Here is a 15,800-nt window from a genome sequence, read left to right as displayed (position 1 = left end):
ATGCACTTATGTTGACTCGTCGAATCGTATGGCTGCTCATTCTTCCCCTTTGGTGGGCGTGCACGCCCGATGAGGAGGTTTTTTCTGAGCTTTCCGATGAGTCTCTCTACTTTTCCACCGACACGTTGTACTTCGACACACTGCTGACCACCCAGCTAAGTCCGTCGTACAGGCTGTTGCTATTCAACCCCAACAAGAATGGCGTTATAGTGCCAGGCATCAGATTGAAGCAACTGGAAGGTTCTCCATTTGAGTTGACCATCAATGGCCTCTCGGGAAAAGCATTCAACAACATTAAAATTTTAGGCAAGGACAGCCTGTTGGTGTTGGTCAATGGCAGGCTGCCCGTTACGGGTGAGGTCGAAGCGAAGAGAGTGCTGGACTACCTGGAAGTGGCAGGCACCATCCGTACCAATGTGGTGCTGGATGCCTGGGCCCAGGACGCTTCGTACTACAAGGGATTGAGTGTTATTGAAGAGGATGAAACCTGGGAAGCTGGCATGCCCTATGTTGTTGCAGACTCGCTAGCTGTTGCCCCTGGTGTAACTTTAACTATTAAGGCGGGTGTTGAAGTGCTTATGCAACCGGGAGCCCAATTGTTTGTACTGGGCACGCTTATTACAGAGGGCACCCCAGGCAAAAAAGTAGTCTTCAGAAATAGCCGTAACGACCGAGACTATCGGGAAGCTCCTGGCCAATGGGTAGGCATTTATTTCCTGGAAGGGAGTAAAGACAACTTCCTCAATCACACCGTCATCAAAAATGGGGAGGTAGGTTTGAGAATAGGTACACCGGACGATGACGACGTTCCTGATGTAGTGATTGCCAATTGTACGATTGGCAATATGTCGTCCGATGGCATTCTGGCCTTGGTAAGTGATGTATACGCCTACAACACTGTCGTGTACAATGCGGCTCGTTACCTGGTAGCGAACGTGGCGGGCGGCAACTACCGCTACGAGCACTGCACTTTTTCCAATTACCCCTCCGACTTCTTTCGTGAAGACCCTTCCGTCATCTTTTCAGACAATATATTGCTGGCAAATGAAGAGTTGCTTACGTCGCCATTGCAAGCACGGATATTCAACAGTGTGATTTGGGGCACGCAGAAGGAAGAGATCGAGTTCAATACCGAGGGTGGGGCCAGCTTCATTTACCAGGTGGGCAACAGCTTACTGAAGACGACCAACTCGCTGCTGAACGCCAACAACAACCTGATCAACACGCCGCCAAAGTTCTTCAACGAATTTCTTTACGACTACCGCCCCGATAGTTTATCGCCTCTTATTAACAAGGCAAAATACCTCAATATCGATCTCGACAACCTTGGGCACCAAAGAGACAGTCTCCCTGACATTGGGGCGTACGAATGGGTACCTGGGCAAAAAGAAAACGAGGAGGGATAATTTGGCAGCGTGGTGTTCACCTGGCAATGCTAAAAGAGTGATTTGCTGACCACGCAGGTTGCAAATCAGGCACCCAATCGTTACTATTAATCATGGAATTTTTTCAAAAAGAGATAACACTGAAGCCCTACCCAAGAGGGTTTCATCTTATCACCAGAGAGGTGTTGGAGCAGTTTCCCGAGCTGCAAAAAATTAGGCAAGGCGTGCTACAGGTGTTTATTCAGCACACATCGGCCAGCCTCACGATCAATGAAAATGCAGACCCCACTGTGCGGGTAGACTTCGAAAGTCACTTCAACAAGATGGTGCCCGAAAGCGCACCCTACTACCGGCATACCATGGAAGGTCCCGACGACATGCCGGCACACATCAAAGCATCGTTGCTGGGAGCTTCCGTACAGCTCCCTGTTACGAATGGCAAGCTTAATACGGGCACCTGGCAGGGGATATATCTTTGCGAACACCGAAACTACGGTGGAAGTCGGCAGCTAGTGCTGAATGTCTGGGGAAACACATAAGACAACCTTCAAAAGTGTTGGTTTCAGGAACTGTCGATGGCCGCCCTTTTGTTAAATAGCAGGAAATAATTGAACTATGGATTTTGACAAAGAAGTAATAGCGAAAAGTAAAGACGTGCCTGTGGTCGTTGACTTTTGGGCACCCTGGTGCGGGCCCTGTCAGTTTTTAGGGCCGATCATAGAGGAACTGGCTGATGAGGCCAACGGCACCTGGGAATTAGTAAAAGTGAACTCAGACGAAAACCAGCACCTGTCGGCGGAGTATGGCATCAAGGGAATTCCGGCAGTGAAAATGTTCCATAAGGGTGAGGTGGTTGCTGAGTTTACCGGAGCACTTCCTAAACACGAAATTCAAAAATGGCTCGATCAATATTTGCCGAGCGAAGAGAAGGAGCTTTTGGATCAAATAGAGCAAAAGCTAATCACAGGAGATCAGAATGCTTTGGGCGAACTGGAAAGCTTTATTATCGACTATCCGTCGAGTGATGAGGGGAGGATGCTAATGGCCCGGAGCATTGTTTTGCAAGATGCTTCGACGGCCAGAGAACTGCTGTTAAAGGTGGTAAACCGGAATAAGTTCTTCGAGGACATTCAGCGAATAGAGGAAATGGCCAATTTTCTGGAAGCGGACATTTCTGTTGACAGTGCCGTCGGGAAAAAACTCGGAGCGGCGCAGGAGGCTTTTAGAAACGATGACCCCGAAAGCGGCATCAGTCTGCTCATAGAGGCGGTTATGATCGACAAAGCTTTTATGGAGGAGCTTCCCAGAAGGGCTGCCGTAGCGTTCTTTCAACTCGTTGGCGCACAAAATGAGCTGACAAAAAAGTACCGGCGAAGGTTTGATATGGCACTTTATTGACGAAAAGAGTTGAAATTAATAGCGAGCGGCCCCACCGGGTCGCTTTTTTTTTACGTTAAGGATACATTACTTAGATGTTACGCTAGAGTAAATACGAACGTTAGAATGTATGCTTGAATTTTTTCCGGTGGAGCTTCAGTCGGGGTTCCCCACTTTTGTCACAGCTATTTACACCCTCATGTGGGGCCTTGTTTTGGCTTCGCTTATCGCCATCACGCATAAAAAGACCTACACGGGTTTTGTGTACCCTGACCAGTTTTTTATTTCGATGATCCTTGCCACGCTGGTGTCCACCGCCGTAATGATGTCGATAGGAGACAGCCTGGCACGTGGCCTGGGCATTTTTGGGGCACTGGCCATTATCCGGTTCAGAACCAGAATAGAGGAGCCCAAAAACCTGCTTTTTCTTTTTTCCACACTGGCTTTGGGGATAGCACTGGGCGTTTACGGGTTCAGCATCGCTATTTCCAGCACCTTCATGTTTTGTCTGGTGGCCTGGCTACTCCATTTTTTTGTTGAGAGAAAGAACCAGAAAGAGCGGTTTGCGCTGGTAGTGACAATGGAAACAATGGAGCTGGCCGCACAAATTGAGCAAATTATAAAGCCGCTAAGCCTGAAAATTAGGTTGGTGAGTCAGCAAAAAGGGAAGGAAGCCACCTGGCAGCTCGAGTGGCAGGTAGTTCGGGTAGCCGGAGAGGCGGCAACATCTTTTTTGCAGCAAATGAGTGAGATTGAAGGAGTTCTTCAGGTGAAATGGTCAAAATCAGGAAATTTGGTAAGAGTATAAATGAGCATCCCAAAACAAAACTATTACGCATTCTATATAACAATTGTGCTTTTGGCTGGGGCTCTCCTCTATTTCAGCCTCGACTATCCTGTGCGCAAAGCCAATCTATATGGCGTTGTGGAAAGCCCCAAGGTAAGACTTAACCACCCACGTAAAGCTGTGATCCTTGAGGTGAATGTTACCCCTGGTCAAAAAGTTGAAAAAGGGGCTGTGCTGATGAGGCTTGAGTCGCAAGCCATCCTCGACGACCTCCAAGACCTGGCCTATCAGGAAAGCAAGCTTGAAGCAACTAGCGAAAAGGAGCTTTTTGAGTTTGAAATTGAAAAAAATGAGCTCGCTTTGGAGCTACAGCAGGAGCGCACTAAACGAGAGCAGGCTATCTCTGAGATCAAGATGTCAGAGAACCGGGATGCCTCCTGGCTAAAGAATTTCACTACTACCGAACCAAAAGACACCACAAGCGCAGCAGCCTGGAAGCTGGCGATTATTGAGCAGAATTTTGAGGCAGGTGTTTCCGAGAATAAACTCAAACAGTCGTTGTTGCTAAAAAAGAGACAGCTACAAGTAAAGGCCATTGAAGCCAGCAGGGAGGAGCTGCTACATGAAAAGCATAGAATGGAGGCAGAAAAGGCATCACTTGTGCTTTTGGCTCCAGCCAGCGGCATTGTCGACAATGTCTACTTTATGCCGGGTCAAACGGCCGATGGCTTCTCAGATCTGCTGTCGCTGTTGCCTGACGAAAACAAATTTGTGCGGGCCTATATTACAGATCAGACCAATATTGTTGGCGACCTGTCCAGGGTGGTGGTACAGTCAGCGCTGGAAACAGACAAGAAGACAACAGCCACTTATGTCGGGTCAGGCGGAGTTGAAGTGCTGCCCACTATGATGCAACAGCTACCTGTACAGCAATCGGGTAAAGAGATTTTCTTCAAGCTCGACAGCACAAAAGGCTGGCTTCAGGGCGAAAAAGTAATGATTCTGGTACCATGAGAGGGAACAAGCTCATAGTTGTGTGTCTTGTCTTTCTTCCCATTTTGGCAAAAGCCAGGCAGCAGCCCTTGCCGTTGTTTGATCAAATCGGTGTTGGTATTGAGAGTGAACCAGAAATAAGAGCGGCCAGGCAGCAGCTGGAATGGTTTCAACAAAACAGGTACGGCGTTGCTTATTTTGATGAGATCGATTTTAGAGTGGGTGGCATTACCAACGACAAAACTGAATACGCCTTCCGTCTTCGTCCGACCAATCCGTTCTATTATGCGGCAGGAAAAAACATGGGCAGGCTTTTAGAGGCTGAAGCCCGGCTTGAGTTAAAGGCGGCTATGCAAACGGCCTTTTTTGGAAAAATTGCGGCTTGGCTGAAGATCAGGTATGCGACACTGCAATTGCAGGAAGTGGAAGCATCGGCGGCTTGGCGGCAGAAGTGGCTGGAAAACATGGGCCAATACATTTCCGAAGGAGGGTTTGATGCTGAGGAATTGCTTGATGTGGAGCTTGAAAGGATTGACCTCCAAGTAAGTGGAATGAACTTGACAGAAGAACTTGAGGGTGAGCTGGCCAATTTTATGGAAGGGTCAAGTCGGGCTGACCTGGAATCACTAGCCCAGTCACTGTCCCAAAGCTCGTTTCCAGATGTATCGCTGGAAAAATTACTGAGTCGGTTGGAGGGCCTGGAGGAGGCTCCATCAGGGGTGCCGCTTGCGCTGGAGAAAGAGCAGTTGAATGTGCAACTCACGGAAAGCAAGGTACTTCTGGAAAAGCGAGATTGGGACGTTGGCTTTGTGCAGCCTGAGTGGGACATGGAGGGCGAAGAGAGATTCGGCTTACGGGTAGGCATTGGCATTCCAATTTTCAACACCAATCGCATGCAAACCCAAAACAGGCAATTATCTCTGATCAATGATAAATGGGCGGAGGTAAAGACAAGGACGGAGTGGGATGTTAAACTTGGAGCGGCCTACGAGAAAACGTTAAGAAAGGCAGATCAGGTCAAAGCCCTGAAAGAATTGGATGTTCAATTAGATGCCTATCAGCAGAAATTGTCGGTCATAGATCCTGGCGATGCCAGACAGAGCCTGTTGAAGTGGCTAAAGGCCAAGGAAAAGCTAAGGGGAAGAGTAATAAAGGATCAGTTTTTGCTGCTATCGGCCTACCTGGACTACCTTAAGCTAAAAGGCCTGCTGGTTGAACCAACAGCCTTAAGCTATTTTGAAGACATTTGGTAAGTAAACCTACTTTTATGAAAACTACATTGCTAAGAGCTCTTCTTGCGGGAGCTATTTTTTGCACGCAGTCCGCTTACTCTCAGGTTGTTGATTTCCAGTCTTCCAACCTCCCCATTATTATCATCAACACCGAGGGGCGTACTATTGTAAACGAACCCAAGGTGAAAGCAAGAATGGGCATAATCAACAACCCGGAAGGAGCCACTAACCACACCTCCGATCCTTTTACCGACTACGACGGTTTTATAGGCATTGAGTTCAGAGGCTCCTCTTCGCAAGCCCTTTTTCCAAAGAAGTCTTTCGGGATTGAGACCTGGGACGAGCAGGGCCAGGATCTCGACACGGCGATTTTGGGGTTTCCATCGGAGGAAGACTGGGTTTTGCACGGACCCTACTCCGACAAAACGCTGATGCGGAACAAACTGACCTTCGATCTTTTCTCATTCACCGAGCGCTATAGCTCAAGAACAAAATATGTTGAGGTGGTGCTAAATGGGCAATACCATGGAGTCTACCTTTTTATGGAAAAGGTGAAGAGGGACGACAACCGGGTGGACATAGCCAACCTAAAACCGGAGGACAATGAAGGCGGAGAGCTTACGGGTGGGTACATTTTGAAGCTCGATAAGTTCGACGGCAGTGGTGGTGGTGGCTTTGCGTCAGAGTACCGACCAAACAATTATAAAAACAGTGATCAGGTGGCGTTCTTTCAATACGATGAGCCAGCAGATGACGAAATCACCAGTGCCCAAAAGGCATATATTCAAAGCTTTATGAAGAGCTTCGAAAGCGCTCTGAAGTCGAGTTCTTTCAGGGACCCGGTGTCAGGCTACCGCAAATATATAGAGCTGTCGAGCTTTGTTGACTTTTTCCTGATCAATGAGCTCAGCCGGAATGTTGATGGCTACAGGCTCAGCACCTTTATGTACAAGGACAAAGATGACAAGGGCGGGCGCCTGACGCTGGGGCCAATATGGGACTTTAATCTTGCGTTCGGCAATGCCGATTACTGTCAGGGAGGAAACACTCAGGGCTGGGCCTATAAGTTCAATGATGTTTGCCCGAACGACTTTTGGCTGGTTCCTTTTTGGTGGGACAAGCTGATGACTGACCCAGTTTTCAGACAGCAGGTGAAATTGCGTTGGCTTACCCTGCGGAGTGGTGCCTGGTCCAACGAATCAATTGACACGATGATTGATGAATATACCGATGTCTTATCTGACGCCAAAAATAGGAATTTTCAAAGATGGCCGGTAATTGGCCAGTACACATGGCCTAACAATTTTGTTGGAGCAACTTACACAGCGGAAGTGGACTATCTTAGGAACTGGATAAATCAGCGCACCACCTGGCTGGATCAGCAGATAGAAAACTTTGAGGGGCCAGTGGATGTAACGGGGCTAAGCAACAGTGAAGTTGATCTGGTGACGTTTCCCAATCCTTTTGTTGATTTAATATACTTCCAAAATGGAACCCCCTCTGGCGTTGAGTCAATAAAAATATTTTCATTCTCTGGCCAGCAGGTGAGAACCATTATTAACCGGGGAAAATTAGGCAGCAACCTGACCTGGGATGGCAGAAATTCAAACGGAGAGGACTTGCCGCCAGCTGTTTATCTCTACCAGGCATTTTCAGGTGACGGACAAGTGACGGTTGGAAAGATCATCAAATCAGCACGTTAGATGAATTGTGGATAACTTTGCAAAAATTGTGGATAATCATACACAAAAACCATAACTATCTATATATAAGATAGTTAACTTAATTTAGTTATCGACATTCTTAAACCAGATTCACCAATTTTCTTGGTCTCCCGCTTCGCTGAGGCTACCTGACTATTGGTAAATTGGAAAATCATTCTAAGAGAGGATTGCCGATTGTCTTTTAGTTTCAGCGCTAATCACTTATTTTTCGGCATATCGAATGATCCTTCACTATGTACATTAATTTATCTGGTCTGAATGTGCTCGTAACAGGAGCCAGCAGGGGAATAGGCAAGGCCATTGCGGCTAAGCTGGCCGAGGCCGGTGCCACCGTGGCAGTGCATTACCACAAGAGTGGCAGAGAGGCTGAAAACCTGGCCCACGTGCTGGGCAATGAGAGCAAAGCTTTTCAGGCAGATTTGGCTCAGCCTGATCAGGTAGTGCAGCTATTCGATAAGGTGGTGAGTGAATTTGGGTCTCTCGAACTTCTGGTCAATAATGCAGGCCTGGCCATAGCTTCTGACATGGGTTCCGCCGATAAACAGTGGCTTGAAGAATGGAACAAAACCATGATGGTCAATCTTAATGCAACAGCCATTCTTTGTAAAAAGGCCATCGACCATTGGCTTAAAAGAAAGGCGACTGGAAGGATCATCAATATCTCATCAAGAGCTGCCTTTAGAGGAGACACCGCCGAGTACCTGGCTTATGCGGCGTCCAAAGGTGGGGTGGTATCGCTCACCCGCTCGATAGCGAGGGCCTACGGCAAGCAGGGTATCAAAGCGTTCAATATTGCGCCTGGCTTTGTGCGAACCGATATGGCCAAAGAATTTGTGGAGCGATATGGCGAGCAGGTGGTGCTTGGTGATTTGGCGCTTGAGCGACTTACCGAGCCGAAAGACATTGCCCCCATGGTGACGTTCTTATGCAGTGGCCTAGCCGACCATGCTACAGGTAGCACCATCGATATAAACGCCGGAAGCTACGTGCATTAACTTGAGGGCAGGTAGGCTCCCGCAACCTTCGCCGTGGTGACAATCTGCCCAGCATGGTAAATGTCGTGATGGACGATGCCTTCAATCAGGTGTTTAAAGTTGTAAGACTTTCCTGGCACTTGCTTCTCGAATGTATCCGTAGAGGTTCTTTGAATAAGGTCAAGAAGTACTTTCTGGTTGTCGTCAAAGTCCTGGAGCAAAGCGCTCCAACTCTCTGTATTTATTTGATCAGACGGGCTCCAGTCTTTTTCAGAATTGAGAGGTACTTTATACGCCTCGTTGCCTTTTAGTTGCTCAACCACAAATGTGCGCCAGGTAAGCATATGTTGCGCCAGTTGGTACATCGAATGCGAAGAACCATCCGGGCTCACGCCAACTCTTTCCGGCATAATTTCCCGTAAAATTGTTCTAACCGGCTTGCCATACCAGGGCGAACCTGAATAAACATCCTTCAACTGACTTACTACGATTTCGATCAACTCCATTTGTTAATGAGCAAAAATCTGTGACATGTCCTGAAATGACTTGAACTCCAACGCATTGCCGCTCGGGTCGAGAAAAAACATGGTGGCCTGCTCGCCTACTTCTCCTTTAAACCTCACATGGGGCTCAATAATGAATTCGATGCCTTGCTTGGTCAGCCTTTCGGCCAGCTCATGCCATTCTTTCCACTTTAGTATAGCGCCAAAATGCCTGACAGGAACCTTGTCGCCATCCACCTCATTCGTTTTTGCCTGTGCCACTTCGTCTGGCTTCAAATGGGCGCTGATCTGGTGCCCAAAAAAGTCAAAGTCGATCCATTTCTCAGCTGAGCGGCCGACTTTGCAGCCAATCACTTCAGTAAAGAACTTTCGGGTAGCTTCGATATCACTAACAGGAAAGGCAAGATGGAATGGAGTCATCGTGTTAAAGTTTAGATTTAGGTCGAAAATTTACATATTAAAGTGGCTGTTAAAAACTATTTTTACACATGGGTAAAAAAGTTGCGTTGGTGCTTTCAAGTGGTGGGGCCAGGGGAGTCGCTCATATTGGCGTTATCGAAGGGCTCATTGACCACGGCTTCGAGATCACCTCGATTGCTGGTTCGTCCATGGGATCGGTTGTCGGTGCGTTTCATGCTTGTGGCAAGTTGGCGGAATTCAAGGAGTGGATTTGCAACCTTGATCGAGTTGAGGTTTTTAAGCTCATCGACTTTACTTTCAGTTCGCAAGGGTTCATCAGGGGGGAAAAGGTTTTCAAGAACCTGGAAAAATTTATTCCTGATCGGCCTATTGAAGAAATGCAAATCCCGTTCATTGCCGTTTCAACTGACCTTAATACGCAAAAAGAGAAGGTGTTCGACTCCGGGAGTATGTACCATGCTATCAGAGCGTCCGTAGCCATACCCACAGTGCTCACTCCCCTTAAGTCGGGAGACAGTTTGTATGTAGACGGCGGTGTGACCAACCCCGTGCCTGCTGATAGAGTGAAAAGAACAAAAGGCGACATCCTCGTTGTTTCCAATGTAAATGCGTTCAAGCCGTACGTTAGCCCTTTGAAGAAACCCGAGAAAAAAGAATCTAATCAATACACAAAGCGGCTGGAGGAGATGATGAGTCAGATAAGCAAGGTGATTCCTGGCTCCAGCTCAGCAAAGAAGAAACTAGGGTTCTTTGATTTGCTCAACGACTCCCTCGACCTTCTGCAGGATCGGCTTACGTCCGAGCTTTTGAAGCAATACAAGCCGGAGTTAAGTGTTGAGGTGTCAAGGCAGGCTTGTTCCACATTTGAGTTCTACAGGGCCAAGGAAATAATAGAAGCCGGAAGGCAGGCATTTGAAGAGGCCTTGAAGGCATCCAACCTTTTGTCGGAATCGGAGCAATGAACTTCAGGGAACTCAATGCCCAGTTGGGCAACATCGACATATACCTTTTGGATCAAATACTTAAGGGCCGCTTTGAAGGAAAAAGCAAGGTGTTAGACGTCGGCTGTGGGGAGGGACGAAACCTCGTCTATTTTGCCAGAGAAGGCTTTGATGTGTATGGTTTCGATCAAAACCCTTCTGCATTGAAGATGCTCAGGTATTTGCTCAAGGGAATCAGGCCGGACTTTGATGAAAGAAAGCTGATAGAGGGAAATGCTGAGAGTTTGCCGTTGCCAGCCGGTTACTTTGACATTGTCATCAGCAGTGCTGTGTTGCACTTTGCCGAAAGTGTGGAAGGTTTCCGTAAACAGGTCGCCGAGTTGTTTAGGGTATTAGCCCCTGACGGCATTCTTTTTATTCGCATGACCAGTGATATTGGTCTGCCCGAGACTACCGAAGACCAGGGAAACGGTCGTTACCTGATTCCTGATGGATCCATAAGGTTTTTACTCAACAGAAGGTTGATCGAAGAGATCGCTGACAACTTTTCGTGGCAGCTTATAGAACCTGTGAAGACTACGGTCGTAGATGACGTTAGATGCATGACAACGCTGGTGTTTAGAAAAGACTGACTACCAGGAACCGCTGGCGCCACCGCCACCAAAGCTTCCACCCCCAAAACCACCAAAGTCGCTCCCGCCGCCAAAGCTTCCTCTGCCACTGTTGAAATCATTGAAAGTATTGCCACGGCCCCGGTTCATGCTCGACATGAGGAAGAGCATTGTCCAGAAGCCAGGTTTGCGTGAAGAAAAATGCCCTCTTCTTCCCCGGAAAACGGAGATGATCGGAATAATAACAAAGAAGAAGACCAATATTAGAGACAGAACCCCCGGGGTTTTCTTTGCCGTTCTTGGGTCGGCCTTGAACTCTCCTGAGGCCATGCTCATGAGTATGCTGGTTGCCTGATCCAGTCCCTGGAAATACTTTTGCTCTCTGAAATTAGGCGCTATGTACTTTTCAATGACTCTTTTTGCATAGGCATCGGGAATAGCACCTTCTAGCCCGTAGCCAGTGCTTATGCTCACCTTTCGGTCACTAATTGCAACTAAAACTAACACGCCGTTTTCTTTGCCTTTTTTTCCAATGCCCCATTTTTGAGCCAATTCGGCTCCATAAAGGTCAATGTCGTCTTGTCCAATTGTTTCCAATATCACAACGGCGAACTCATTGGAGGTAGTGTCCCGATATCCCCTGAGTTTGTTTTCCAACATGTTAGTTTCCTGTTGGCTAAGCAAGTTCGCATAGTCGTTCACGATCCTTGGCGGCGACATTGGCTTCGGGAAATCCTGCGCCGAAGCCGCCAGGCTGGTCATGAACACTAAACCAGTTAAAAAATAGAAAAGCTTAATTTTGGCCAAAGGAAATGTCATCAGGGAGTTCGTTTACGTCGTCTTTTTGGTAAGGGAAATGCTCTTTTAGCTGGGCGCCAGCCATGCGGATGCCATCACTCAGGCCAAGGGTGAGCTGTCCCGACACGAAGCGATCCTTCATGTGGTCTTTGATATCGCCCCAGTAATGGTCAGGCACCACCTGGTTGATGCCGGCATCACCAATTATCGCAAACTGGTGATCTTCTACAGCCAGGTAAAAAAGAACGCCGTTTCGTTGCTTGGTCTTCTGCATGTTCAATGTAGAAAAGACCTCCGCAGCTCTGTCCAGCACATCTTTCTGACAATGTCTTTCGATGTGTACCCTAATTTCGCCGGAGGTGGCCAGCTCGGCCTCCTTGATCGCTTGCACGATATTGCGGCGTTCTTCTTCGCTAAAATATTCTTTCGCCATAGTCTAGAATTTTACCTCAGGCGCCTTTTCTGCACCCTCAGAAGCTTCAAAATAGCCTTTTTTATCGAACCCAAACAAACCGGCTGTAATGTTGCCTGGAAACCTCCGTATGGTTGTATTGTAAGCCTGAACTACTTCATTAAATTTTTTTCTTTCAACAGCAATCCTGTTTTCAGTGCCTTCAAGCTGGGCCTGAAGCTCCAGAAAGTTTTGATTGGCTTTCAAGTCAGGATAACGCTCGACCACTACCATCAGTCGGCTAAGCGCTGAACCAAGCCCGTCCTGTGCTTGCTGAAACTGCTGCATCCCTTCAGGAGACAAATTGTCGGCACTAATAGTTGTAGAAGTTGCCTTTGCCCGGGCCTCTACTACCTGCGTAAGGGTTTCTTTTTCGAAATCAGCATAACCCTTTACCGTATTCACCAGGTTGGGAATAAGATCGGCCCTTCTTTGATAAACGTTTTCCACCTGCGACCATTGGCCACTAACACCTTCTTCAAGGCTGACCATCTTGTTATAGCCACAGGATGAGGCCAAACCAACAATTACAACCAGCAATACAACAGCAATAAGTATTTTCTTCATTGTTTAATAATTATAAGGCGGAAAACTAATCAGAGAGACATTTGTGTTCAAAGGAAGCACTATTCTTACCAAATGAAAAATGTATTGACCTTAGTAGGGGGTGTATTTTTTCTACTAGCATGTAACGTTGACAAGGGCAAAAAAGTTGATGTCGAAAAACTCGACTTTAAAACGACCGACCGTTCCGAACTCTTTTTCAAGAACATGCGGCAGTCTGTCTACACCACAGCGGAAGAGCAGGAGGCAGGCGTTTACCTCTATACTCACAAGACATGGGATAGGGACTCGTTATCCCCGCTGATCCCAACTATCGTGTTCAATTGGCGACAGGACAGGGCCTATTTGATGCTTAATTGGTCAGAGGAGTGGAGTGCCCTAAATGAAATCGATATTACGGTCAGCAGTGATTCTTTGCCTGATTACCACATCACCTATGCGGAAGGTAATATGCGGGATCAACTAAGCTTTTCAGCCACCCTTTATAACGCTACGATGGATGGGGGTAGATTTGTGCTGCGAAAGGATGGAGAGGAAACGCCGCTTTTTGTGTCTGACGAAAAAAGAGAAGCGTTTAGGGTAACGCTGTATGATTATCTCAGGCTTACGGGGTGGTTTTGAGCTCACCTTCAGCAGTTGGAAGGCGTTTATTCGTCAATTACTTTCATACTCAATCAGTAAATTCCTTGTCATCACTTTATGGGCAAAGGTGTTTTATCCCAAATATATCCGGTAATTGAAAGGTTTATGCTTTACTATACTGGTAAATTAGATAATTTTGTTTCCATCGACGAAATGGAAATTTTTTTTGAGTTGTTTAAACCCTATTAATGAATAACGAATCAACCAAGGCCCGGCTGAAATACGCATTTGATAATTTCATGTCCGCAGGCTCTACCAAGCTTATTTCGTACCTGGGCTTGGTGGCATTGCTTCTGGTTTTGATGTTCGCCACTATTCTGTATTTGGCCAATATTCATCCCGATGAGGTAACCAGGCTCAACTTTCTCGATACCTTCTGGACGAGCCTTATGCACGTGCTGGATCCCGGTACGATTGGCGAGCACGATGGCCATTGGGATTTCCGGATTTTCATGTTCCTGGTTACGCTGCTTGGTATTGTCATCCTCAGTATCCTGATTGGTTTGATTTCCAATGGAATTATGGACAAACTGGATCAGCTAAGAAAGGGTCGTTCGTTCGTAATGGAGCAGGACCATGTGCTCATTCTGGGCTGGTCTTCAAAAATATTCACCATCATTCCAGAGCTTATCATCGCTAACGAAAACCAGAAGAACCCTAAGATTGTGATCCTGGCTGACAAGGACAAGGTGTTGATGGAAGACGAGATAAAGGACAAAATTGGCAACACCAAGAACACCAAGATCATTTGCAGAACTGGTAACCCGATCGACTTGCATGACCTTGAGATAGGCAACCCTGTGAACTCAAAGTCTATCATCATTCTGGACAAAGAGAATGAGAATTCTGACAGCCAAATTATCAAAACCATCCTGGCCATTATTTCCAGCCCACACCGAAGGCAGGCCCCGTATCATATTACGGCAGAAATAGAAAACAAAAGGAACTTCGAAGTTGCCAAAATGGTGGGCAAAGACGAGGTGGAGCTTATCCTTTCCGACGACTTTGTTTCCAAAATCATGGTGCAAACAAGCCGTCAGTCGGGGCTGTCGGTTGTTTATATCGAGCTAATGGATTTTGGCGGCGATGAAATCTATTTTGTGGAGGAGCCGAAGCTGGTCGGCAAGACTTTCAGGGAGGCTATTTTCAGTTACGAAGACTCAGCCATCATCGGCATACAGTTCGCTTCCGACAACCACGTGGAGGTAAATCCACCAATGAGCACGGTCATTCAGCCTGGCGACTTAATGATTGGAGTAACCGAAGACGATGACACAATGATTGTGTCTAATCGCACAAATTTCAATTTGGAAGAGGACTCAATAAGAACGACCGAAGTAGATGTTACCCACGCCGAGACAATTTTGCTGATTGGCTGGAATAATAGGGCCAAAACAATTATTCAGGAGTTGGACAACTATGTGCAGCCTGGATCTTCCATTAAAATAATCTCGAAGTTTGACGATGCGGTAGCGCCAATAGAGAAGCTAAAGAAGACAGTGAGCAACCTCACTCTTGAGTTTGAAATGGTTGACACTACGGACAGAGCAGTTTTGGAGACACAGAAATGTCAGACATTCGACTACATTATGCTGCTGTGCTATCAGGAGTACTACCCCATTCAGGAAGCGGATGCCCAAACACTAATTACCCTGCTTCACCTGCGTAATATTTCTTCCAGTTCTCCACGAAAAATGAACATTGTGTCGGAAATGCTCGACATGAGAAACAGGCAGCTGGCAGATATTACCAGTGCCGACGATTTTATAGTTAGTGATAAACTGCTGAGTTTATTGATGACTCAGGTAGCTGAGAACAAGTACCTGATGAGGGTTTTTGAGGATCTTTTTGACGCAGACGGTTCAGAGATTTACATAAAACCGGTTACAGATTATATCAATGTAGATAAGCCGGTGAACTTCTACACGATTCTGGAGTCGGCCGCCAGAAAGAATGAAGTAGCTATTGGCTACCGGAAAATTTCCGATGCCAGAAATGCCACCCAGGGCTACGGGGTAGTGGTTAACCCAAAGAAATCTGATCTGATTACCTTTTCCAGTAAGGACAAGATAATCGTGCTGTCAGAAGACTAACTAAGCAAACGCCTCATTCTTCAGGGCAAGCCTGATTTCTTTTAGCGCCTGGCTCTTTAGCCTTGCTTTGACTCGCTGATCATTTAGTTGCAGTTCTGAGATGTACTCAAGCACATCTTTTTGCTGATCTGTCTTTAGGTTCTCCACCGAGTGAAGAATTTCCGATTGTAGATTACTCAGTTGCATGATTTGGTATAATTAGCTACTGTAAATAACGTAACACAGCGTAACTTGTTCATTACTATTCTATTACCCTATCATTACAGATGTAATATTTCTGCCATAATCGTTGAAAAAGGTGGCGG

The 15,800-nt window shown here is 46.9% G+C and carries 18 protein-coding genes; 12 read left to right on the top strand and 6 right to left on the bottom strand.

All coding sequences use genetic code 11. The annotated features are described in order from the left end of the window. The first annotated feature begins 8 nt into the window (after positions 1-8). The 8 genes from RIG68_RS13775 to RIG68_RS13740 all read left to right on the top strand — a co-directional run bounded on the left by RIG68_RS13775 (position 9) and on the right by RIG68_RS13740 (position 8,493). Entirely contained in the window at positions 9-1,406 is a 1,398-nt protein-coding gene (locus tag RIG68_RS13775; RefSeq protein ID WP_350123157.1) for a right-handed parallel beta-helix repeat-containing protein, read from the top strand. Positions 1,407-1,498: 92 nt separating this feature from the next. After that, positions 1,499-1,924, top strand: coding sequence for a secondary thiamine-phosphate synthase enzyme YjbQ (locus tag RIG68_RS13770; RefSeq protein ID WP_350123154.1), 426 nt, complete (start codon positions 1,499-1,501; stop codon positions 1,922-1,924). Between the two features lie 76 nt (positions 1,925-2,000). Beyond that, positions 2,001-2,783 (top strand): thioredoxin, encoded by a 783-nt coding sequence (gene trxA / locus RIG68_RS13765; protein ID WP_350123150.1) that lies wholly within the window; start codon positions 2,001-2,003, stop codon positions 2,781-2,783. A gap of 109 nt (positions 2,784-2,892) precedes the next feature. Continuing rightward, positions 2,893-3,570: a DUF4956 domain-containing protein gene (locus RIG68_RS13760; RefSeq protein ID WP_350123147.1), complete on the top strand. Its 678-nt coding sequence runs from the start codon at positions 2,893-2,895 to the stop codon at positions 3,568-3,570. Next, positions 3,571-4,563, top strand: a complete 993-nt coding sequence (locus tag RIG68_RS13755; RefSeq protein ID WP_350123144.1) for an HlyD family secretion protein — start codon at positions 3,571-3,573, stop codon at positions 4,561-4,563. Beyond that, on the top strand, positions 4,560-5,795 hold the full coding sequence (locus tag RIG68_RS13750) for a hypothetical protein (RefSeq protein ID WP_350123141.1): 1,236 nt from the start codon (positions 4,560-4,562) through the stop codon (positions 5,793-5,795). The genes RIG68_RS13755 and RIG68_RS13750 overlap by 4 nt, the downstream gene beginning before the upstream one ends. A 14-nt stretch (positions 5,796-5,809) precedes the next feature. Then, a complete protein-coding gene (locus RIG68_RS13745) occupies positions 5,810-7,477 on the top strand; it encodes a CotH kinase family protein (protein WP_350123138.1) in 1,668 nt (555 codons plus the stop codon). Positions 7,478-7,731: 254 nt separating this feature from the next. Beyond that, a complete protein-coding gene (locus tag RIG68_RS13740; protein ID WP_152001473.1) occupies positions 7,732-8,493 on the top strand; it encodes an SDR family NAD(P)-dependent oxidoreductase in 762 nt (253 codons plus the stop codon). On the opposite strand, the gene RIG68_RS13735 is transcribed toward RIG68_RS13740, so the two are convergent. Both RIG68_RS13735 and RIG68_RS13730 read right to left on the bottom strand, forming a co-directional pair. Then, positions 8,490-8,978, bottom strand: coding sequence for a DinB family protein (locus tag RIG68_RS13735; RefSeq protein ID WP_350123135.1), 489 nt, complete (start codon positions 8,976-8,978; stop codon positions 8,490-8,492). The genes RIG68_RS13740 and RIG68_RS13735 overlap by 4 nt on opposite strands. Before the next feature lie 3 nt (positions 8,979-8,981). Beyond that, positions 8,982-9,395 carry a VOC family protein gene (locus RIG68_RS13730; protein WP_350123132.1) on the bottom strand — a complete coding sequence of 138 codons (414 nt, stop codon included), beginning with the start codon at positions 9,393-9,395 and terminating at the stop codon, positions 8,982-8,984. Positions 9,396-9,463: 68 nt separating this feature from the next. Here RIG68_RS13730 and RIG68_RS13725 point away from each other — a divergent pair, with 68 nt between their 5' ends. After that, complete coding sequence (locus RIG68_RS13725) at positions 9,464-10,357, top strand: patatin-like phospholipase family protein (RefSeq protein WP_350090485.1); 894 nt, start codon at positions 9,464-9,466, stop codon at positions 10,355-10,357. After that, complete coding sequence (locus RIG68_RS13720; RefSeq protein WP_350123129.1) at positions 10,354-10,968, top strand: class I SAM-dependent methyltransferase; 615 nt, start codon at positions 10,354-10,356, stop codon at positions 10,966-10,968. Before RIG68_RS13725 ends, RIG68_RS13720 begins: the two co-directional genes overlap by 4 nt. Here the strand turns inward: RIG68_RS13720 and RIG68_RS13715 are convergent, their stop codons facing one another. Genes RIG68_RS13715 through RIG68_RS13705 form a run of 3 tightly spaced genes read right to left on the bottom strand, consistent with a single transcriptional unit; the run spans position 10,969 to position 12,763 of the window. Next, positions 10,969-11,766: a TPM domain-containing protein gene (locus RIG68_RS13715; protein ID WP_350123126.1), complete on the bottom strand. Its 798-nt coding sequence runs from the start codon at positions 11,764-11,766 to the stop codon at positions 10,969-10,971. It abuts the gene before it with no gap. Continuing rightward, positions 11,741-12,178 carry a TPM domain-containing protein gene (locus tag RIG68_RS13710; RefSeq protein ID WP_152001479.1) on the bottom strand — a complete coding sequence of 146 codons (438 nt, stop codon included), beginning with the start codon at positions 12,176-12,178 and terminating at the stop codon, positions 11,741-11,743. Before RIG68_RS13710 ends, RIG68_RS13715 begins: the two co-directional genes overlap by 26 nt. A gap of 3 nt (positions 12,179-12,181) precedes the next feature. After that, positions 12,182-12,763, bottom strand: a complete 582-nt coding sequence (locus RIG68_RS13705) for a LemA family protein (protein WP_350072429.1) — start codon at positions 12,761-12,763, stop codon at positions 12,182-12,184. Positions 12,764-12,835: 72 nt separating this feature from the next. On the opposite strand from RIG68_RS13705, the gene RIG68_RS13700 reads away from it, so the two are divergent. Both RIG68_RS13700 and RIG68_RS13695 read left to right on the top strand, forming a co-directional pair. After that, on the top strand, positions 12,836-13,381 hold the full coding sequence (locus RIG68_RS13700) for a hypothetical protein (protein WP_350123123.1): 546 nt from the start codon (positions 12,836-12,838) through the stop codon (positions 13,379-13,381). A 209-nt stretch (positions 13,382-13,590) separates the two neighbouring features. Then, positions 13,591-15,495 carry a CASTOR/POLLUX-related putative ion channel gene (locus RIG68_RS13695; protein WP_350123120.1) on the top strand — a complete coding sequence of 635 codons (1,905 nt, stop codon included), beginning with the start codon at positions 13,591-13,593 and terminating at the stop codon, positions 15,493-15,495. On the opposite strand, the gene RIG68_RS13690 is transcribed toward RIG68_RS13695, so the two are convergent. Continuing rightward, entirely contained in the window at positions 15,496-15,681 is a 186-nt protein-coding gene (locus tag RIG68_RS13690; protein ID WP_152001483.1) for a hypothetical protein, read from the bottom strand. It lies immediately after the preceding gene. Positions 15,682-15,800 lie beyond the last annotated feature (119 nt).

The sequence above is a fragment of the Imperialibacter sp. genome, from assembly GCF_040222385.1.
In the GTDB taxonomy this organism is placed as follows: domain Bacteria; phylum Bacteroidota; class Bacteroidia; order Cytophagales; family Cyclobacteriaceae; genus Imperialibacter.
This window is presented reverse-complemented; position numbering and strand designations above follow the sequence as displayed.